Genomic DNA, 19,614 nt, shown 5'->3' on the forward strand with positions numbered 1-19,614 from the left:
GTCATTATCTTGATATCAAGTCTCTTGACGTCGAGCTAAATGGATCGGGAAGGTTACGCGCATGAATTCCCCCACGTGGGACCCCGCCCAGTACCTCCGCCACGCAGGCCACCGGGCCCGCCCCTTCGCCGACCTCCTCGCCCGCATCCCCGGCCTGCCCGGCGACCCGCCCCGCATCGCCGACCTCGGCTGCGGCCCCGGCAACGTCACCGCCGTCCTCGCCGGGCGCTGGCCCACCGCGCACATCACCGGGTACGACAACTCGCGTGCCATGCTCGACAAGGCGCTCGTGGAGTACGCGGGCCCCACCCCCGGCGGCGGCAGCCTCGACTTCGCCGACGCCGACCTGCGCACCTGGGCGCCGACCGGGACGTACGACCTGATCGTCTCGAACGCCGCGCTGCACTGGGTCCCCGGACATCTTCAGGCCCTGCCCGTCTGGCTCGACGCCGTCGCGCCTGGCGGCAGCTTCGCCTTCCAGGTCCCCGACAACATCGACGCGCCCCTGCACGCCCTGATGCGCGAACTCGCCGCCACGCCCCGCTGGCGGGCCCGGCTCGCCGACGTCCTGCGCCACGAGGACTCCGTGCACGCCCCCGGCGTCTACCTCGACCGGCTCGCCCGCCTCGGCTGCGCGGCCGACGTGTGGCAGACGACGTACTTCCACGTCCTCCAGGGCGAGGACCCCGTCCTGGACTGGGTCAAGGGCACGGGACTGCGGCCCGCCCTCACCGCGCTGGCCGACGACCCCGAGGCCAGGGACGCCTTCGTGACGGAGTACCGGGACCTGCTGCGGGAGGCCTACCCGAGCGCCCCGTACGGCACCGTGCTGCCCTTCCGCCGGCTGTTCGCCGTGGCCACGAAGGAGAAGTGAGAGTGCTCGCCGCCGTCGACCACGTTCAGCTCGCGGCCCCGCCCGGCTCCGAGGACCTGCTGCGGCCCTTCTACGTGGACGCGCTCGGCATGACCGAGATCCCCAAGCCGCCGGCACTCGCCGCGCGCGGCGGCTGCTGGTTCTCGGCCGGGGCCGTCCAGCTCCACCTGGGCATCGAGGACGGCTTCCGCCCGTCGGGAAAGGCCCACCCCGGACTGCGGGTCACGGACATCGAGGCGTACGCGGCCCGGCTCGCGGCCCACGGCGTCGAGCTCACCTGGGACGACGACCTGCCGGGCCACCGGCGCTTCTACGCCCGGGACCCGGTCGGCAACCGCCTGGAGTTCCTGGAACCGACCGGCTGACACCGTCGGCCGACGTCGTCGTCACCGTCCCGGGCGGACCCGTCAGCTCTTCCGGTGCCCGATCAGCCGCGGCTTCGGCTCCAGCCCGTCCAGACCGTGCCACGCCAGGTTGACCAGGTGGGCCGCCACCTCCGCCTTCTTCGGGCGGCGGACGTCCAGCCACCACTGGCCGGTCAGCGCGACCATGCCGACCAGTGCCTGGGCGTACAGCGGAGCCAGCTTCGGGTCGAAACCGCGGCTCTTGAACTCGCGGCCCAGGATGTCCTCGACCTGGGTGGCGATGTCCGAGATCAGCGAGGCGAAGGAACCCGTGGACTGGGGGATGGGGGAGTCGCGCACCAGGATCCGGAAGCCGTCCGTGTACTCCTCGATGTAGTCGAGGAGCGCGAAGGCGGCCTGCTCGCACAGCTCGCGGGGGTGACCCGCGGTCAACGAGCCGGTGACCATGTCGAGGAGTCGGCGCATCTCGCGGTCCACCACCACCGCGTACAGGCCCTCCTTGCCGCCGAAGTGCTCGTACACCACCGGCTTGGACACCCCGGCCTTCGCCGCGATCTCCTCCACCGACGTGCCCTCGAAGCCCTTCGCCGCGAAGAGGGTGCGACCGATCTCCAGAAGCTGCTGGCGGCGCTCGGCACCGGTCATACGGGTGCGACGCGCTCGCCGCGGCTTGTCGGTGCTGGGGGTGCTGGAGTCGGTCGCCACGGCGTCAATCATGCCGCGTTCTCGACCTCCGACCCGCGCCGGGAGCCGCCTTCCTCGGTGTTGCGGCGCGAATCGATACGTGAGCGTGACGGCCAGCGCACGTCGTACGCCCAGCCGAGCAGTTCGAACCAGCGGATGAACCGCGCCGACGAGTCCACCTGACCCCGCTCCACACCGTGCCGCGCCGACGTCGGGTCGGCGTGGTGCAGGTTGTGCCAGGACTCACCGCACGACAGGACGGCCAGCCACCACACGTTGCCGGAGCGGTCCCGGGACTTGAACGGGCGCTTGCCGACCGCGTGGCAGATCGAGTTGATCGACCACGTCACGTGGTGCAGCAGCGCCACCCGCACGAGTGAACCCCAGAAGAACGCGGTGAACGCGCCCCACCACGACATCGTCACCAGACCGCCGATCAGCGGCGGCAGGGCCAGGGAGAGCATCGTCCAGTAGATGAACTGGCGGGAGATGGTCCGGATCGCCGGGTCCTTGATCAGATCCGGCGCGTACTTCTCCTGCGGCGTCTGCTCCTCGTCGAACATCCAGCCGATGTGCGCCCACCACAGGCCCTTGATCAGCGCCGGAACCGTCTCCCCGAACCGCCACGGCGAGTGCGGGTCGCCCTCCGCGTCGGAGAACTTGTGGTGCTTGCGGTGATCGGCTACCCAGCGGACCAGCGGGCCCTCGACCGCCAGCGACCCCATGATCGCCAGCGCGATCCTGAGCGGGCGCTTCGCCTTGAAGGAACCGTGGGTGAAGTAGCGGTGGAAACCGATCGTGATGCCGTGGCAGCCCAGGAAGTAGAAGAAGACCAGCAGGCCCAGGTCCAGCCAGCTCACCCCCCAGCCCCACGCCAGCGGTACCGCCGCCAGCAGCGCGACGAACGGCACGACGATGAACAGCAGCAGCGTGATCTGCTCGACCGAGCCCTTCTGCTCGCCGCCCAGGGTGGCGGAGGAAACGGAGGTGTCGTTGTTCGCCTGCGGGGCGTCGTCGATCACATCGGAACTCGTGGTCATGGGCGTCCCCTGTGGGGTCGAGGGTGGAGAGGGGCGCCGGGTCGCGGCGACCGAGCGGGACTGTATCCGCAGTTCTCTACGGTTCCGTAACCTACGGCGACGTAAGTATGGCAGCGCGGTGTCCAGCGACAAGAGCCTGTGAGCCTGCGCGTCCGCATGGACACCTATCCTTGGATCGGTCGGACAGCGCGGTCCGCTCTGTTTCCTTCCCGGATGTCCGGCCCGTATGCGGCTCACGCCGCTCGGCAGACGCCCGGGTTCCCTCCCAGACGAGCTTCAACACTGCAAGGAGCCGCACCTGTGAGCAGTGCCGACGACCTGACTACCCAGTCCACAACAACCAGCACCGAGCTGCGCGCCGACATCAGGCGACTGGGTGACCTCCTCGGCGAGACCCTTGTCCGGCAAGAGGGCCCTGAGCTGCTCGAACTGGTCGAGAAGGTCCGCCGCCTCACCCGTGAGGACGGCGAAGCCGCCGCCGAGCTGCTGCGAGGCACCGAACTGGAGACCGCGGCCAAGCTGGTCCGCGCCTTCTCCACGTACTTCCACCTCGCCAACGTCACGGAGCAGGTCCACCGCGGCCGCGAGCTGCGTGCCCGCCGCGCCGCCGAGGGCGGCCTGCTGTCCCGCACCGCCGACCGCCTCAAGGACGCCGACCCCGAACACCTCCGGCAGACCGTCGAGCACCTGAACGTGCGCCCGGTCTTCACGGCGCACCCCACCGAAGCCGCGCGCCGGTCGGTCCTGAACAAGCTCCGGCGCATCGCCGCGCTTCTGGAGACCCCCGTCATCGAATCGGACCGCCGGCGCCTCGACACCCGGCTGGCCGAGAACATCGACCTCGTCTGGCAGACCGACGAACTGCGCGTCGTACGACCCGAACCCACCGACGAGGCCCGCAACGCGATCTACTACCTGGACGAACTGCACGCCGGCGCCGTCGGCGACGTCCTCGAAGACCTCACCGCCGAACTGGAACGCGTCGGGGTCAAGCTCCCCGACGACACCCGCCCCCTCACCTTCGGCACCTGGATCGGCGGCGACCGCGACGGCAACCCCAACGTCACCCCCGCCGTGACCTGGGACGTCCTCATCCTCCAGCACGAACACGGCATCAACGACGCCCTGGAGATGATCGACGAGCTGCGCGGCTTCCTGTCCAACTCCATCCGCTACACCGGCGCCACCGACGAACTCCTGCGGTGCCTCCAGGACGACCTGGAACGCCTGCCCGAGATCAGCCCCCGCTACAAGCGCCTCAACGCCGAGGAGCCCTACCGGCTCAAGGCCACCTGCATCCGGCAGAAGCTCGTCAACACCAAGCAGCGCCTCGCCAAGGGCACCGCGCACGAGCCCGGCCGCGACTACCTCGGCACCGCCGAACTGCTCCACGACCTGCGGATCATCCAGACCTCGCTGCGCGTGAACCGCGGCGCCCTGTTCGCCGACGGCCGCCTGGCCCGCACCATCCGCACCCTGGCCGCCTTCGGCCTCCAGCTCGCCACCATGGACGTACGCGAACACGCGGACGCCCACCACCACGCCCTCGGCCAGCTCTTCGACCGCCTCGGCGAGGAGTCCTGGCGCTACGCCGACATGCCCCGCGAGTACCGGGCCAAGCTCCTCGCCAAGGAACTGCGCTCCCGCAGGCCCCTCGCCCCCACCCCGGCACCCGTCGACGCGGCCGGCGAGAAGACCCTCGGCGTCTTCCTCACCGTCAAGAAGGCCCTGGAGGTGTTCGGCCCCGAGGTCATCGAGTCGTACATCATCTCCATGTGCCAGGGCGCCGACGACGTCTTCGCCGCCGCCGTCCTCGCCCGCGAGGCCGGCCTCGTCGACCTGCACGCCGGCTGGGCCAAGATCGGCATCGTCCCGCTCCTGGAGACCACCGACGAGCTCAAGGCCGCCGACACCATCCTGGAGGACATGCTCTCCGACCCGTCCTACCGCCGCCTGGTGGCACTGCGCGGGGACGTCCAGGAGGTCATGCTCGGCTACTCCGACTCCTCCAAGTTCGGCGGCATCACCACCAGCCAGTGGGAGATCCACCGCGCCCAGCGCCGCCTGCGCGACGTCGCCCACCGCTACGGCGTCCGGCTGCGCCTCTTCCACGGCCGCGGCGGCACCGTCGGCCGCGGCGGCGGCCCCTCGCACGACGCGATCCTCGCCCAGCCCTGGGGCACCCTGGAGGGCGAGATCAAGGTCACCGAGCAGGGCGAGGTCATCTCCGACAAGTACCTCATCCCCTCCCTCGCCCGGGAGAACCTGGAACTGACCGTGGCGGCGACGCTGCAGGCCTCCGCCCTGCACACCTCCCCGCGCCAGTCCGTGGAGGCCCTCGCCCGCTGGGACGCGGCCATGGACGTCGTCTCCGACGCCGCCCACGCCGCCTACCGCAAGCTGGTCGAGGACCCCGACCTGCCCGCGTACTTCTTCGCCTCCACCCCCGTGGACCAGCTCGCCGACCTGCACCTCGGCTCGCGGCCGTCGCGGCGGCCCGACTCCGGCGCCGGACTCGACGGCCTGCGCGCCATCCCCTGGGTGTTCGGCTGGACCCAGTCCCGGCAGATCGTCCCCGGCTGGTTCGGCGTCGGCTCGGGACTGAAGGCGCTGCGCGAGGCCGGCCTGCGGCAGGAAGGGGACACCGTCCTCGGCGAGATGCACGAGCAGTGGCACTTCTTCCAGAACTTCATCTCCAACGTGGAGATGACCCTGGCCAAGACCGACCTGCGGATCGCCCAGCACTACGTCGACACCCTCGTCCCCGACGAGCTCAAGCACGTGTTCGACACCATTCGCGCCGAGCACGAGCTCACCGTGAGCGAGGTGCTCCGCGTCACCGGGGAGAAGGAACTGCTCGACGCCCAGCCCGAGCTGGAGCAGACCTTCGCCATCCGCGACGCCTACCTGGACCCGATCTCCTACCTCCAGGTCGCCCTGCTCAAGCGGCAGCGCGACGCGGCGGCCGCCGGCGAGGAAGCCGACCCGCTGCTGTCCAGGGCCCTCCTGCTGACCGTCAACGGCGTGGCGGCGGGTCTGCGCAACACCGGCTGACCGCGCCCACACCATGACGGTGCCCCCGTGCCGTGTACGCGGCACGGGGGCACCGTTCGTCTGTCAGCCCTGGACCTTGCGGCGCCGGAACGCCAGGTAGCCGCCCGCGCCGACCAGCGCGGCCGCGACACCCGACAGCAGCCCCACCGGGGCGCCGTTGCCCGTCTCGGCCAGACCGCCCGAGCCACCGCCCGGCGCGGAGGGCGACGACGACGCGGCCGGCGCCGTCGACTCGCTTCCGCCCGCCGACTCGCTGGGGGACGCGCTCGGGGACGCGGAACCGGACGGGCTCGTCGGCTGACTGGCGGACGAACTCGGGGACGCGGACGGCGTCGTACCGCCGCCCTCCGAGTCGGTGCAGTCCGTCCAGAACACCTTGTGCTTGGCCGCGCCCTTCTCGCCGTCGAAGTTCCAGAACAGCTTGTAGTGGCCGTCGGGCAGCGACAGGTCCTGGGTCCGGCCGTGTCCCTCGCCGTCCAGGGTGATGGCTCCGGACTTCACGGTCTCGCCCTTCGGGGCGGCCGTGGGAGCCCACGCCTCGATGTGCCAGTCGACCTTCTGCACGCCGTCGAAGCCGAAGGCGTCCAGGTAGAACGTGCAGACGTGCGGTTCGTTGCGGCGCAACTCCTCGCCCGTCTTCGCATCGTGGATCTTCACTGTGCCGTTGTCACCCGGAGCGGTGGCGTAGGCGGAAGGGGCGGCGAACAGCGCGGCCGCCGAGACGGCGCACAGGGCGCCGGCGCGAGTGAGGGTTCGCATGGGGCAGTCCATCTTCGAGTTACGGACGGGAAGATGTGGAGGGGGCGGCTCAGCTTCCAGCCCCGACTGACCCGCGGTCAATCACGAACACACAACACTCGGATTCCACCAGGCCCACAGGGCTCAGATCACCGCGAACGCCGCCGTCAGCAACACGGCCCCGGCCCCCGCCAGCACCCACGCCGCCCGCGTCCGCCGCAGCCCGCCCGCGACGACCACCGACGCCAGCAACAGCGCCCCGCCGAACGGCACCCACGCGTACAGCACCCCGGCCGGACCCGAACGGACGACCTCATCGGTACCGGGCTTGATCACGACCGTGTACGTCTGCCCCCGCCGCACCGCCACCGTCTTCTCGATGACGACCTGCCGCCGCGCCCCCGCCCCGTCGGACAGCGGCGTGAACGGCCCCGTGCAGGTGTCCTTCCCGCACCGCGTCACCTCGATCGTGCCGCGCTCGCGGCCCTTCGTCAGCATCACGTGCTGCGCCGTCGACCAGGAACCGAACACACCCGCGATCAGGATCAGAACGGCGACCGTACCCATCGCCGCGAGCTGCCCGAACCGCAGCGCGGCGGCCGAGGCCTGACGGGAGGAGATGGCTGAGGCAGGCATGGCCGGGATCATTGGCCATGCCCGCACGCCCGGTCAACTCCGGCCGGGTCCACCGGGCGGACAAGTCAGGAGTTGTACGAGCTTTGCGCCCGCTCCAGCCCCTCGATCACCAGACACTCCACCGCGTCCGCCGCCCGGTCCACGAAGTAGTCCAGCTCCTTGCGCTCCGCCGACGCGAAGTCCTTCAGCACGAAATCGGCCACCTGCATACGGCCCGGCGGACGCCCGATCCCGAACCGCACCCGGTGATAGTCCGGCCCCATCGCCTTCGTCATCGACTTCAGCCCGTTGTGCCCGTTGTCCCCGCCGCCCAGCTTCAGCCGCAGGATCCCGTAGTCGATGTCCAGCTCGTCGTGCACCGCCACGATGTTCGCGAGCGGCACCTTGTAGAAGTCCCGCAGCGCGTTGACCGGGCCGCCCGACAGGTTCATGTACGACATCGGCTTGGCCAGGACGACACGGCGGTTCGCCGGCCCGGGCGGACCGATCCGCCCCTCCAGAACCTGTGCCTGCGCCTTCCCGGCGCGCTTGAACTTCCCCCCGATCCGCTCGGCCAGCAGATCGGCCACCATGAACCCGACGTTGTGCCGGTTCATCGCGTACTCGGGTCCGGGATTACCCAGGCCTACGATCAGCCACGGGGCATTGGCGGGGGTGCTCACGTCCATGTCTCCTCGATACGTGCCGACGATACGCGCCGGTACGTCTTCTTGATACACGCCAGCCGCCGTCCCCGACGGGAACAGCGGCTGACAGAACGACGACGGCGAGGATCAGGCCTCGGCGACCTCTTCGCCCTCGGCGGCCTCGCCCTCGACGGCCTCCTCGGCCTGCGCGGCCAGGACCTGCAGGACGACGGCGTCGTCGTCGACGGCCAGCGTGACACCGGACGGCAGGGTGATGTCCTTGGCCAGGACCGAGGCACCGGCCTCCAGACCCTCGACGGACACCGTCAGGCCCTCGGGGATGTGCGTGGCCTCGGCCTCGACCGGCAGCGCGTTCAGGACGTGCTCCAGCAGGTTGCCACCGGCGGCCAGCTCACCCTCGGCGTGCACCGGGATCTCGACCGTGACCTTCTCGCCGCGCTTGACCAGCTGCAGGTCGACGTGCTCCAGGAAGCCCTTGATCGGGTCGCGCTGCACGGACTTCGGGATCGCCAGCTCGTTGGACTTGCCGTCGATGTCCAGGGAGATCAGGACGTTCGGCGTACGCAGCGCCAGCAGCAGGTCGTGGCCCGGAAGGGTCAGGTGCAGCGGGTCCGAGCCGTGGCCGTACAGAACGCCGGGGACCTTCGAGTCACGGCGGATACGACGGGCGGCACCCTTGCCGAACTCGGTACGGGTCTCGGCGGAGATCTTGACCTCGGACATGATCACTCCTCGTAGTACATAGGGAACGAACGTGGTCACCCGGCCACGAACGGCCTGCTACGAAGAGCGCGTCGATAACGGATCGCCGTACCCCGTTGAGAACGGGAACGGCCTCCCTCGCCGAGCAACTGCAGCAGTCTACTCGGAGGGGAGGCCGGACCCAAAAGGATCTTCAGAGGCCGCGGGATCCGCTAGTGCAGAAACCTCACTGCTCGTCGAAGAGGCTCGTCACCGAACCGTCCTCGAACACCTCACGCACCGCGCTCGCGATCGTCGGCGCGATCGACAGCACCGTGATCTTGTCCAGCTCACGGCTCAGCTCACCCGGCGTCGGCAGCGTGTTCGTGAACACGAACTCACCCACCCGGGAGTTCTTCAGCCGGTCCGCCGCCGGACCCGACAGCACACCGTGCGTCGCCGTCACGATGACGTCCTCCGCACCGTGCGCGAACAGCGCCTCCGCCGCCGCGCAGATCGTCCCACCCGTGTCGATCATGTCGTCGACCAGGACACACACCCGGCCCTTGACCTCACCCACGACCTCGTGGACCGTCACCTGGTTCGCCACGTCCTTGTCGCGCCGCTTGTGCACGATCGCCAGCGGCGCACCCAGCCGGTCACACCACCGGTCCGCCACCCGCACACGACCCGCGTCCGGCGACACGACCGTCAGCTTCTCCCGGTCCACCTTCCGGCCCACGTAGTCCGCCAGCAGCGGCAGCGCGAACAGGTGGTCCACCGGACCGTCGAAGAAGCCCTGGATCTGATCCGTGTGCAGATCCATGGTCAGGATCCGGTCCGCACCCGCCGTCTTCATCAGGTCCGCGACCAGACGCGCCGAAATGGGTTCACGTCCACGGTGCTTCTTGTCCTGCCGGGCGTAACCGTAGAACGGCACGATCACCGTGATGGAACGCGCCGACGCGCGCTTCAGCGCGTCGATCATGATCAGCTGCTCCATGATCCACTTGTTGATCGGAGCCGTGTGGCTCTGGATCAGGAAGCAGTCCGCACCACGCGCCGACTCCTGGTACCGCACGTAGATCTCGCCATTGGCGAAGTCGAAGGCCTTCGTCGGGACGACCCCGACACCCAGCTGCTGGGCGACCTCCTCGGCAAGCTCGGGGTGGGCGCGGCCGGAGAAGAACATCATCTTCTTCTCGCCGGTCGTCTTGATCCCGGTCACAGCACTGTCTCCTCAGAGGTGTCACAGCTGGGTGTCCAGCGACCTCTCGGCTGGGCGTGAGAGGCCGTCTCAGCTGGTGGGGTGCGGGTGTGCACTTATCACGGTACGCCGTGTTCGGCGCACCCGATTCCGGTCAGTCCTCGCCCTCGCCCTGCCGCGAGGCCGCCTCCGCAGCCTTCGCCGCCGCGCTCCCCGGACGCTTGCGAGCCACCCAACCCTCGATATTCCGCTGCTGACCACGGGCCACGGCCAGCGAACCGGGCGGCACATCCTTCGTGATCACAGAGCCGGCGGCGGTGTACGCACCGTCCCCGACCGTGACAGGAGCCACAAACATATTGTCCGAACCGGTCCGGCAGTGCGAGCCCACCGTCGTGTGGTGTTTGTCCTGCCCGTCGTAGTTGACGAACACACTCGCGGCACCGATGTTCGTGTACTCACCGATGGTCGCGTCACCGACGTAGGACAGGTGCGGGATCTTCGTCCCCTCGCCGATCGACGAGTTCTTCGTCTCGACGTACGTACCCACCTTCGACTTCGGCCCCAGACGCGTACCCGGCCGCAGATACGCGAACGGCCCCACACTCGCCCCCGGACCCACCTGCGCCCGGTCGGCGACGGTGTTGTCCACCCGCGCCCCCGCACCCACCTGCGTGTCCGTGAGCCGGCAGTTGGGGCCGACCTCCGCGCCCTCGCCGACGCGCGTCGTGCCGTGCAGCTGCGTACCCGGGTGAACGACCGCGTCCTGCTCGAACGAGACCGTCACGTCGACCCACGTCGTCGCCGGGTCCACGATCGTCACGCCGGCCAGCATGGCGCGCTCCAGCAGCCGGTCGTTCAGGATCCGGCGGGCCTGAGCCAGCTGCACGCGGTTGTTGATCCCCGCGATCTCCCGGTGGTCCCCGGCGACCGACGCCCCGACCCGGTGCCCGGCCTCGCGCAGGATCCCGAGCACGTCGGTCAGGTACTCCTCGCCCTGGCTGTTGTCCGTCCGAACCTTGCCCAGGGCGTCGGCGAGCAGCTGCCCGTCGAAGGCGAAGACCCCGGAGTTGATCTCCCGGATCGCGCGCTGCGCGTCGCTGGCGTCCTTGTGCTCGATGATCGCGGTGACCGCGCCGGAGGCGTCGTCGCGCACGATGCGGCCGTAGCCGGTGGCGTCCGGGACCTCGGCGGTGAGCACGGTGACGGCGTTGCCGTCCGTCTGGTGAGTGGTGGCGAGCCGCTTCAGCGTCTCACCGGTGAGGAGGGGAGTGTCTCCGCACACGACGACCACGGTGCCGTCGACGGTCCCGCCGAGCTCCTCCAGGGCCATCCGTACGGCGTGCCCGGTGCCGTTCTGCTCCGCCTGCACGGCCGTACGGACGTGCGGGTCGGTGCCGGTCAGGTGCTCGGTGACCTTCTCGCGGGCGTGTCCCACCACGACGACCAGGTTCTTGGGGTCCAACTCGCGCGCGGCCGCGAGCACATGGCCCACCAGGGAACGGCCGCAGATGTGATGCAGCACCTTCGGTGTGGCCGACTTCATACGGGTGCCCTCACCCGCTGCGAGAACGACGACGGCTGCCGGGCGAATGACGCTCACGGAGTTGCCCTTCGGCTGTGGACGGGTGGGGACATCCGCAGGATACCGGGGCGTTTCGCGGGGGACATGGGAGTGGGCCCCGACTGCTATAAGTCAGGGCCCGAACCGGAGTCTTGTGCGCCGTGGCTCCCCCGCAAGGATTCGAACCTTGTCCTGCTGGTACCAAAAACCAGTGTGCTGCCAGTTACACCACGGGGGACAGCGCCTCAGACCTTACCGGAGACGTGCCTGAGCCTGGAGCACGATTCCGTTCCACCAGCCCTCGATGCGGTTGTACAGGTGGGCGCTGCGCGCCACGGTGACGACCAGGCAGCCGTGGTAGTCGTCGCCGGTGTTCTTGCGCACCGTCTTCGGGTTGTGCTTCTTCAGCGTCGGCTTCGCGAAGACCGAGACGTCGATGTCGGCGATCTCCGCCCAGTGGCGGTGCGCCACTTCGACATCCGCCGACTCGTGAATGAGCAGTCGGAAGCCCAGGCGTTCCCGGTCCACGTCGAGAAGGTCGAGCCACGCGAGGTAGGTCTGGATCACCCCGGGATCGCTGTTGACGAAGACGACCCGCTCCCGCCGGTCGTACGGTTTGCTGTTCGCGCCCTCGGCCCAGTACAGCGCCACTCCTGTCATGAACAGTTCGCGGTCCGTCATCTCGCCGATCTCGCGGTTGGCCGCGAGCCTGGTCCTGCCGCGTTCCTCGTTCTCCGCCGCGCGGCGCCTCGCGAGCCCCTCGTTCATGAGTGCGCGTTGCTCTTCCGGCGTGTAGCGGGGTGCGGGTCGGGGGAGGTCCCGCACCCACAAGGAGATCGAACTCTTCGAGCACCCCAGCTCCGCCTCGATCTGGTCGTACGTCCAGCCCCGCAGCCGCAGCTCCCGCGCCTTCTCCCGCAGGTCGTCCTTCGCGTTCGGCCGCTTCGTCCACTCCGGTGGTGGTTCCCCCTTCACCAGTTGGTGGAGGAGGTCGTTGTTGAAGATCTTCAGTTCGTCGCGGATCTGCCGGAGGCTGTGGCCCGCGCGGCGCAGGGCGAGTGCCTGTTCGCGCAGGGCCTCGAAGTTCGCGTACTTGCCAGGTGAATGTGCCATACGCATACCGTCCGGCCGGAATGTGGGGTTCCGGTGTTGAGTGGGTGTGGTTCAGCAGTTCGAGGGATTCCGGGGAGTTTCGTTGTTATTCGATTACGGAGTGTGGTGTAGGCCAGTAGGTGAAACTCACCGGAAAAGCGCCCCCGGGCGCCCGTAGGCTGGATGCATGACCACGACGGGGGAAGACCGCGTCACGGGCCTGACCGGCCCGTGGTGGTGGGCGAGGTGGCGCAGCGCGGTACTCGACGGGAGTCTCGCGCTGGTGTCGGCATTGGAGTGCGGCGCGGAGGGCATCCCGTTCGCCAAGGACGCGGGCATACCGGTGTCGGTGGGGATCGTGTTCGGTCTGCTGGCCGGCTCGGTGCTGCTGCTGCGCCGCAAGTGGCCGATCGCCGTGGTGCTCGTCGCGATCGCGATCACGCCGGCCCAGATGGGCTTCCTGATGGGCATCGTCGGCCTGTACACCCTGGCCGCGGCGGAGCTGCCGCGCCGGATCATCGTGGCGCTGGCGGGCATGTCGCTGCTCGGGACGATGATCGTGACGTTCGTTCGGGTGCGGCAGGACATGGCCCGGGGTGATCTGACGCTGGGCGACTGGTTCGTGCCGTTCGCCTCCATCACCACGTCGCTGGGTCTGACGGCCCCTCCTGTCCTGCTCGGTCTGTACGTGGGCGCCCGGCGCCGGCTGATGGAGAGCCTCAGGGAGCGTGCCGACAGTCTTGAGCGGGAGCTTCAGCTGCTCGCGGAGCGGGCGGAGGAGCGCGCGGAGTGGGCGCGGGGCGAGGAGCGGACGCGGATCGCGCGCGAGATGCACGACGTGGTCGCGCACCGGGTGAGCCTGATGGTGGTGCACGCGGCGGCGTTGCAGGCGGTGGCGCGGAAGGATCCCGACAAGGCGGTGAGGAACGCGGCGCTGGTCGGGGACATGGGCCGGCAGGCGTTGACCGAGCTGCGGGAGATGCTCGGGGTGCTTCGTTCGGGTGATGGCGGCGCGGCGCGGCGTCAGGCGCCGGTGCCGTCGGCCGCGCTGGGTGTGGTCGCGGCGGTGGCGGTGTCCCGGGCCGTCGAGGAGGAGGGGGCGGCCGAGGGGCCGTACCTGTCCGAGCTGGACGAGCTGATCGGGCAGTCGGCGGCCGCGGGGATGGTCGTGGACCTGTCGGTGGAGGGGGAGATCCGGTCGTACGCGCGTCAGATCGAGCAGACGGCGTACCGGGTGGTCCAGGAGGCGCTGACCAACGTCCACAAGCACGCGGCGGGTGCGAAGACGCATGTGCGGCTGGCGCACCGGATGTCGGAGATCGCGATGCAGGTGGAGAACGAGCCGCCGCCGGAGCCGGGGTCGGCGGCGGCGGCGCGATTGCCTTCGGGCGGCAATGGTCTGGTGGGGATGCGGGAGCGCGTCGTCGCGCTGGGCGGTGTGTTCGTGTCGGGGCCGACGGACGCGGGTGGTTTCCGGGTGTCGGCGGTGATTCCGGCGGTGTGACCGGGCGCCGCGCGGGCGGGCCGGTGGTCAGCCGGCCGTCAGCCGTACCGGCTCTATTCCGGCGATGAGTGCGGACAGCGCGTGGTCGATGTCGGGGCCGAGGTACCAGTCGCCGGTGTGGTCGAGGGTGTAGACGCGGCCTTCGGCGTCGATGGCGAGGAACGCGTGGGTGTCGGTCTCTGCGCCGAGGGGACAGACCTCGGTGTCGAGGGCGCGGCCGAGGTCGCCGAGGGTGCGGGCGAGGTGCAGGCCGTGCAGGGGGTCGAGGTGGAGGGTGGCGGGGGCCACCTGGCGGCCGGGCCCGGTGGGGCTGATGTGGAGGTTGCCGAATTCGGCCCAGGCCTCGACGGCGGCGGGGAAGACGGTGTGCCGGTGTCCGGCGGGTGAGGCGTGGTCGCGCAGCGCGTCGGCCCAGTATTCGGCCTGTTTTATGTCCCAGCGGCCGGGCTGCCAGCCGGCGGCGCGCAGGGCGGCGTCGACGGGCACGGCGAATCGGGTGGAGGAGGCGCGGTCGGCGTGCATCTGCCCTTCGTTCGTCGAGGTTCGGGGGTGGTGCGTGGTGCTGGTGGTGCGTCGTGCTGAGTGGTGCGTCGTGTCGAGCGGCGGGTCGTGCTGGTGGCGCGCCGGTCCCGCGGCGCGTCGCTGACTGGGGGTGGGTGGGGCGGCCGGTGCCTCTGCTGCCGCGGGGGAATCAGCCGTCGGTCGCCGTCGGGTCGACGATGCGGACGCCGAAGTGCGCGCTGAGGGCGGCGCAGGCGCGGCAGGGGGCGGCGAAGCTGCCGTGGAGGGGGTCGCCGTCCTCGCGTATGCGGCGGGCGGTGAGCTTGGCCTGCTTGAGGGCCTTGCGGGCTTCGCCGTTGGTCATCGGCTTGCGGGCCGAGCGCCTGCTGCGGGCGGCGTCGGCGGCGGCGATGTGGCGGGAGATGAGGATGGTCTCGGCGCAGCGGCCGGTGAAGCGGTCGCGTTGGGCGCTGGTGAGGGTGTCGAGGAAGTCCTGGACGAGGTGGTGCAGGGCCGGCGGCTGGTCGCCGCGGGCGGCGGTGCCGGTGAGGGTGGCGCCGCGGACGGAGAGGGCGGCGGCGACGGTGGGGAGGATGCCGTCGCGGCGGTGCAGGAGAGCGGGCGCGTGGGGCGCTTCGGTGGCGCTCCAGCCGATGCGCGGGTCGCCCGAACCGGTGCTGGGCGGGCTGGTGGTGCGGGTGTCCGTATGCGGTCCCGTTTGCGTCACGTTCATGGTCATCATCCCTCCCGGGCATCCCCCCGAAGGACACAGAGTGCCAAATGCCGTGGCTGGTGCGGAAGCTGGGGCGGTGCGACACGCCCGGGTTTGGGCAGGCTGTCACGGCGGGGTGACGGCTGGTCACGGAAGCGGAGGCCCGGTGACCGGTGTCCGCGTACCGCATAGGCTGTCGGCACCGCGATGCGTGCGGTGAACGCGTCAGAGACGTGGGAGAGACAGTCGATACGGGTCGTAGGGCGCCCAGAAGTGGTCACTACGATCCGTACAGAGTGCCGCAGGGGGCAACCGCCATGACGACAGGTCGGCTCGGGCAGCAAGCCGCGCCGCCGAACGCGGCCTACGCCGGGCAGGTCGTGCATTTCCCGGATCCGGTCCGGGCGGCACGTCACCCGAGAGGGGTACGTGTCGACGAGCACGGTTACCCCGACTTCTCCACGTACGCGCGCGCGGCCGCGGAGATCGCCGATCCGCCGGAGGGTTTCGGCGTCGACGAGCTGCGGCTGACGGACTACGTGTCGGCGAACGCCGCGCTGGCGGCGTCGGGGCACGAGTTGTGGGACACGGTGCCGGCGGTGGCGACGCCGCACGGCTGGACGTGGCATCACGTGGTGGGTTCGCGGCGACTGGAGCTGGTTCCGGTCGAGGTGAAGGCCTTGCTGCGGCATCACGGTGGTGTGGCGACGGCGCGGGTGGACCACGGCAAGCGTGGGACGCGGCCGTTGCAGGAGACGCGGCCGGCCCACTTCGGGCTGCCGAAGTCGGGTGTGGCGGTGACGGAGCAGCAGGTGCAGGGGGTCGAGGAGGATCTCGGCTACCGGTTGCCGGGCTCGTACCGCTCGTTTTTGAAGGCGGCGGGCGGGTGTGCCCCGGTGGGCACGGCGCTGGACGCGGAGTTGGGCCTGCTGGTGGACCAGCCGTTCTTCACGGTGCGGGACGAGGCGGCGGTCAATGACCTGGTGTACGTCAACAAGTGCCTGCGTGACCATCTGACGAAGGACTACCTCGGTGTGGCCTTCGTGCAGGGCGGGTTGCTGGCGGTGAAGGTGAAGGGCGAGCGGATCGGCTCGGTGTACTTCTGCGCCTACGACGACGCGCGGGACGTGGATCCCGCGATGCCGCCGGCGGAACGGGTGGAGCGGTTGCTGCTGCCGTGCGGTGACGACTTCGACGTGTTCCTGTCGCGGCTGGCCGGCAGTCCGCCGGAGCTGGAGACGGTGGCGAACCTGATGGTGGACGGCGGTTTCGCGCATGCCGTGCCCGTCTCTTCCGTGTCGGTGGGGGAGTGAGCTGAGCGATGGTGACGTTCGCGCAGGCGCAGGAGCGCGCGGAAGAGTGGATCAACGGGGATGTGCCCGCGTACCAGCATCGTGAGGTGCGGGTGCGGGAGTTCGACCTCGGGTTCGTGGTGTGGGGCGAGGACCGTGCGGAGGGCCCGCGTTCGGACGCGGGTGCGCAGCGGCTCGTGATCGCCCGCGACAGCGGTGAGGCGACGCTGTGGCCGGCGCTGCCGGTGGGCGAGGTGATCCGCCGGTACGAGGAGGAGTACGGCCGGGAGGACGAGGTCGCGGACGCCGCGCCGGCGCCCGCGGCGCGGGTGGATCTGAATCAGACGTCGTTCCTGCTGTCGCCGCCGGAGTGGTTGCAGGAGGCGGCGGACAAGCTGGGGATTCCGGACCGGCGGTCCTCGGGGGGCGGGGGGCTTCCCGAGACGCAGGCCGGGGTCCCGGCGGCACGGACTGCGGCCGGGGCGGGCGAGTCTTCCGACGCGCTCTCGGGTGCGCCGGGTGGCAGTGGTGCGTCGTGGCCGTCCGCCGGTGGCGGCGAGGCGGGCGCGGGTGCGGTCGCCGGGCCTCGTGACGCGGCGCAGGGCGCACCTGGTGCGCCGGGTGCGCCGAACGTGCCTCCGGGGGCGACGCCTTGGGCCGGTACGGACACCAACGCCGAGGCCGGTGAGGACCGTTCCGTTCCGCTGCCCGCGACGGTGTTCGCGCCGCCGCTGAGCGGTTCCGACGACGGGACGCCGGCGGACGCCAAGACCGCGCTGATGTCGGGTGGCAGCCACTTGCCGCCCACGGCGGTCTCACCGGCGCTCGGTACCCCGAACGCGCCGGGCGGGCAGGGCTTCACACCGGGCGCGCCGAGCGGCAGTACGCCTCCGCCTCCGCCGGGCGCGTCGTCGTACGGCCACCCGAACGGCCCGGCGGCTCCGGCCACGCCGCCTCCGCCGCCCGCGCCCGGCGCTCCGCAGGGCGGCACGCCTGCGCCCGGTGCGCCGTCCTACGCGTACCCGCAGGGCCCCGGCGCTCCCGCCGGGCCGGGCACTGTGCCGCCGGGCGCCCCTGGTTACGGCTATCCGCAGGCGCCGGACGGCGCCCCGGAGGCGCCGCAGCCCCCGGCCGGTCCGGGCGCGCCGGGACGGGCGCTCGCGCCCAACGCCGGGGAGATCGCGGACGCCGCGACGAGCAAGGCCGCGCCGCCGCCGCGCCGCGGGGTGGGCGCGCCGCCTCCGCCGCCGGGTGTCCCCGGTGCGCCGGGTGCGCGGCCGGGCAGCACCCCTCCGCCGCCGGGAGCGCCGGGTACTCCCGGTGCTCCGGGTGCGTCGGGCGGTGCGTACGTGCCGACGCAGCTCGTGTCGTCGCTCGGTCCGGACGGGCCCGAGGGCCCGGGTGGTCCGGGTGCCGCGCAGGCGCCGGGCGCGCCGGGCGGAACGCCGTCCGGCAACGTGCACTACGCGGAGACGATGTTCGCCGACCCCGGCCGGGTGGGCGCGCCGCAGCCTCCGGGCGCCCCGGGCATGCCTCCGACCCCGGCCGGCCCTGGCGCCCCTGGCACCCCGCCGCCTCCGAACGCCTACGGCGCACCCCAGCCCCCGGCCGCCCCCGGTATGCCGGGCGCTCCCGGCGGGCAGGGCGCTCCCGGGGGCGGGCGAGGTGCCGTGCACCACGCCGAGACCGTGCTGTCCGGGCCCCCGGTGGCCGGCCCCGGAGCACCCCCGCCGCCGGCTCCCGGCATGCCCGGGGCCCCGGGCGCTCCCGGCATGCACCCCGGCGCGCCGCAGCCGATGGCGCCGGGTGCCCCGCAACCCATGGCGCCCGGTGCCCCGCAGCCGATGCCGCCCGGTGCGATGGCGCCGGGAGCGGTGCCGCCGGGAGCCATGCCGCCGCCCGGGCAGCCCGTGCCCGGTCAGCAGCCCCCGGCCTACGGCTACCCGCAGCCGGGGCAGCCGACGGTCGGCCCGGGCTATCAGGCGGTGCTGCGCTACCGCGCGCAGGACGGTTCCGAGCAGCAGCTGATCCGGCGTTCGGCGCCGGGCACCCCGCACCCGGAGTGGCAGATCTTCCACGAGCTGCGTGGCATGAACGTGCCGCCGGACAAGGTGCTGGAGCTGCACACGGAGCTGGAGTCGTGCGCGCTGCCCGGCGCCTACTGCGCGCGGATGATCCGGGAGCAGTGGCCGCAGGCGCGGATCACGAGCATCGCGCCGTACGGCACCGACCACGCGAGCCGGCAGCAGGGCATGCAGCAGTTGTTGGCGCACCAGGGCGAGCTGCACCAGGTGGCGGACGGTCCCGCACGGCCGGCGCCGGTGCGGGTGCCGGTGCCGCAGGTGCCGCCGGCGCCGCCGATCCCGCCGGAGGGCATCGCGCAGGAGCTGGCGGCGGCGTTCGGGCCGGGCGTGTTCCGGTTCGAGCAGGCGGCGGTGTCCCGGCAGGGCGTGCCGCCGGTCGTGGCGCACACGCTGGTGGTGGCGGGACTGCCGCTGGACATGGGTCCGTTCTTCTGGGCGCAGGCCCAGCCGGGCCGTCCGGTGCCGACGCTGGCCGAGCTGGCGCAGGAGCGCGGGGTGCAGCCCGCCTCGGACGCGGGCTCGTACCTCGTGATGGGCACCGACTTCGGCAAGGCGATCTGTGTGCAGTACGGCACCGCCAACATCGTCGCCGTTCCCGTCGAGGCGGGGCCGGGCGGTGCGCCCGTACCGCCGCAGTTCGTGAACACCGGTCTGCCGGAGTTCGCGCGCTGCCTGGCCCTGCTGGGCCGGATGTGGCGGCTGCGGTTCGGTCTGAACCAGGAGCAGGCGGGCCGCTGGACCGTCGACTTCCAGGGGCAGCTCGCCTCGCTCGACCCGGCGGCGCTGGGCTCGCCGGAGAGCTGGTGGTCGGTGCTGCTGGAGCAGATGTGGGACGGGCTGCTGTAGTCCGCCTTCGGCAGCCACGCGTCAGGTGACCGGTCTTGGGGCCGGGTCCGGTCGGTCGACCGGACCCGGCCCTCTGCTTATGCCGTGCCGGGC

The 19,614-nt window shown here is 71.3% G+C and carries 17 protein-coding genes and 1 tRNA gene; 6 read left to right on the top strand and 12 right to left on the bottom strand.

What is annotated here, in order from left to right:
* Nucleotides 1-61: 61 nt before the first annotated feature.
* Nucleotides 62-874, top strand: a complete 813-nt coding sequence (locus tag ACWGKT_RS04420; protein WP_453272425.1) for a trans-aconitate 2-methyltransferase — start codon at nt 62-64, stop codon at nt 872-874.
* Nucleotides 875-876: 2 nt separating this feature from the next.
* Nucleotides 877-1,239 (top strand): VOC family protein, encoded by a 363-nt coding sequence (locus tag ACWGKT_RS04425; RefSeq protein WP_356146060.1) that lies wholly within the window; start codon nt 877-879, stop codon nt 1,237-1,239.
* A gap of 42 nt (nt 1,240-1,281) precedes the next feature.
* Here ACWGKT_RS04425 and ACWGKT_RS04430 read toward each other — a convergent pair whose 3' ends face one another.
* On the bottom strand, nt 1,282-1,956 hold the full coding sequence (locus tag ACWGKT_RS04430; protein WP_235458709.1) for a TetR/AcrR family transcriptional regulator: 675 nt from the start codon (nt 1,954-1,956) through the stop codon (nt 1,282-1,284).
* Complete coding sequence (locus tag ACWGKT_RS04435) at nt 1,953-2,963, bottom strand: acyl-CoA desaturase (protein WP_356146063.1); 1,011 nt, start codon at nt 2,961-2,963, stop codon at nt 1,953-1,955. Before ACWGKT_RS04435 ends, ACWGKT_RS04430 begins: the two co-directional genes overlap by 4 nt.
* Nucleotides 2,964-3,263: 300 nt before the next feature.
* Here ACWGKT_RS04435 and ppc point away from each other — a divergent pair, with 300 nt between their 5' ends.
* Nucleotides 3,264-6,017 carry a phosphoenolpyruvate carboxylase gene (gene ppc / locus ACWGKT_RS04440; protein ID WP_356146066.1) on the top strand — a complete coding sequence of 918 codons (2,754 nt, stop codon included), beginning with the start codon at nt 3,264-3,266 and terminating at the stop codon, nt 6,015-6,017.
* A gap of 63 nt (nt 6,018-6,080) precedes the next feature.
* Here the strand turns inward: ppc and ACWGKT_RS04445 are convergent, their stop codons facing one another.
* The 8 genes from ACWGKT_RS04445 to ACWGKT_RS04480 all read right to left on the bottom strand — a co-directional run bounded on the left by ACWGKT_RS04445 (nt 6,081) and on the right by ACWGKT_RS04480 (nt 12,603).
* Entirely contained in the window at nt 6,081-6,776 is a 696-nt protein-coding gene (locus ACWGKT_RS04445; protein WP_453272426.1) for an LPXTG cell wall anchor domain-containing protein, read from the bottom strand.
* A gap of 123 nt (nt 6,777-6,899) precedes the next feature.
* Complete coding sequence (locus tag ACWGKT_RS04450; RefSeq protein ID WP_453272491.1) at nt 6,900-7,403, bottom strand: hypothetical protein; 504 nt, start codon at nt 7,401-7,403, stop codon at nt 6,900-6,902.
* Between the two features lie 53 nt (nt 7,404-7,456).
* Complete coding sequence (gene pth, locus ACWGKT_RS04455; RefSeq protein WP_356144184.1) at nt 7,457-8,059, bottom strand: aminoacyl-tRNA hydrolase; 603 nt, start codon at nt 8,057-8,059, stop codon at nt 7,457-7,459.
* 105 nt (nt 8,060-8,164) lie between these two features.
* On the bottom strand, nt 8,165-8,761 hold the full coding sequence (locus ACWGKT_RS04460) for a 50S ribosomal protein L25/general stress protein Ctc (RefSeq protein WP_453272427.1): 597 nt from the start codon (nt 8,759-8,761) through the stop codon (nt 8,165-8,167).
* 205 nt (nt 8,762-8,966) lie between these two features.
* The gene (locus ACWGKT_RS04465) at nt 8,967-9,947 is read right to left on the bottom strand and encodes a ribose-phosphate diphosphokinase (RefSeq protein ID WP_356144188.1); all 981 of its coding nucleotides are present in this window, start codon (nt 9,945-9,947) and stop codon (nt 8,967-8,969) included.
* A 133-nt stretch (nt 9,948-10,080) separates the two neighbouring features.
* Nucleotides 10,081-11,529, bottom strand: a complete 1,449-nt coding sequence (glmU, locus tag ACWGKT_RS04470; protein WP_453272428.1) for a bifunctional UDP-N-acetylglucosamine diphosphorylase/glucosamine-1-phosphate N-acetyltransferase GlmU — start codon at nt 11,527-11,529, stop codon at nt 10,081-10,083.
* Nucleotides 11,530-11,652: 123 nt separating this feature from the next.
* Nucleotides 11,653-11,728, bottom strand: a tRNA-Gln gene (locus ACWGKT_RS04475).
* Nucleotides 11,729-11,742: 14 nt separating this feature from the next.
* Nucleotides 11,743-12,603, bottom strand: a complete 861-nt coding sequence (locus ACWGKT_RS04480) for a hypothetical protein (RefSeq protein ID WP_453272429.1) — start codon at nt 12,601-12,603, stop codon at nt 11,743-11,745.
* Nucleotides 12,604-12,769: 166 nt separating this feature from the next.
* Here ACWGKT_RS04480 and ACWGKT_RS04485 point away from each other — a divergent pair, with 166 nt between their 5' ends.
* A complete protein-coding gene (locus ACWGKT_RS04485) occupies nt 12,770-14,086 on the top strand; it encodes a sensor histidine kinase (protein ID WP_453272430.1) in 1,317 nt (438 codons plus the stop codon).
* 27 nt (nt 14,087-14,113) lie between these two features.
* Here ACWGKT_RS04485 and ACWGKT_RS04490 read toward each other — a convergent pair whose 3' ends face one another.
* Both ACWGKT_RS04490 and ACWGKT_RS04495 read right to left on the bottom strand, forming a co-directional pair.
* Complete coding sequence (locus tag ACWGKT_RS04490) at nt 14,114-14,608, bottom strand: SUKH-3 domain-containing protein (RefSeq protein ID WP_356144194.1); 495 nt, start codon at nt 14,606-14,608, stop codon at nt 14,114-14,116.
* A gap of 169 nt (nt 14,609-14,777) precedes the next feature.
* Nucleotides 14,778-15,320: a YwqJ-related putative deaminase gene (locus ACWGKT_RS04495; RefSeq protein ID WP_453272431.1), complete on the bottom strand. Its 543-nt coding sequence runs from the start codon at nt 15,318-15,320 to the stop codon at nt 14,778-14,780.
* A gap of 296 nt (nt 15,321-15,616) precedes the next feature.
* Here ACWGKT_RS04495 and ACWGKT_RS04500 point away from each other — a divergent pair, with 296 nt between their 5' ends.
* The gene (locus ACWGKT_RS04500) at nt 15,617-16,612 is read left to right on the top strand and encodes an SMI1/KNR4 family protein (protein WP_356144198.1); all 996 of its coding nucleotides are present in this window, start codon (nt 15,617-15,619) and stop codon (nt 16,610-16,612) included.
* Nucleotides 16,613-16,620: 8 nt separating this feature from the next.
* Nucleotides 16,621-19,521 (top strand): SUKH-4 family immunity protein, encoded by a 2,901-nt coding sequence (locus tag ACWGKT_RS04505; protein WP_453272432.1) that lies wholly within the window; start codon nt 16,621-16,623, stop codon nt 19,519-19,521.
* Nucleotides 19,522-19,614 lie beyond the last annotated feature (93 nt).

It is taken from the genome of Streptomyces sp. NPDC054794 (assembly GCF_053611585.1).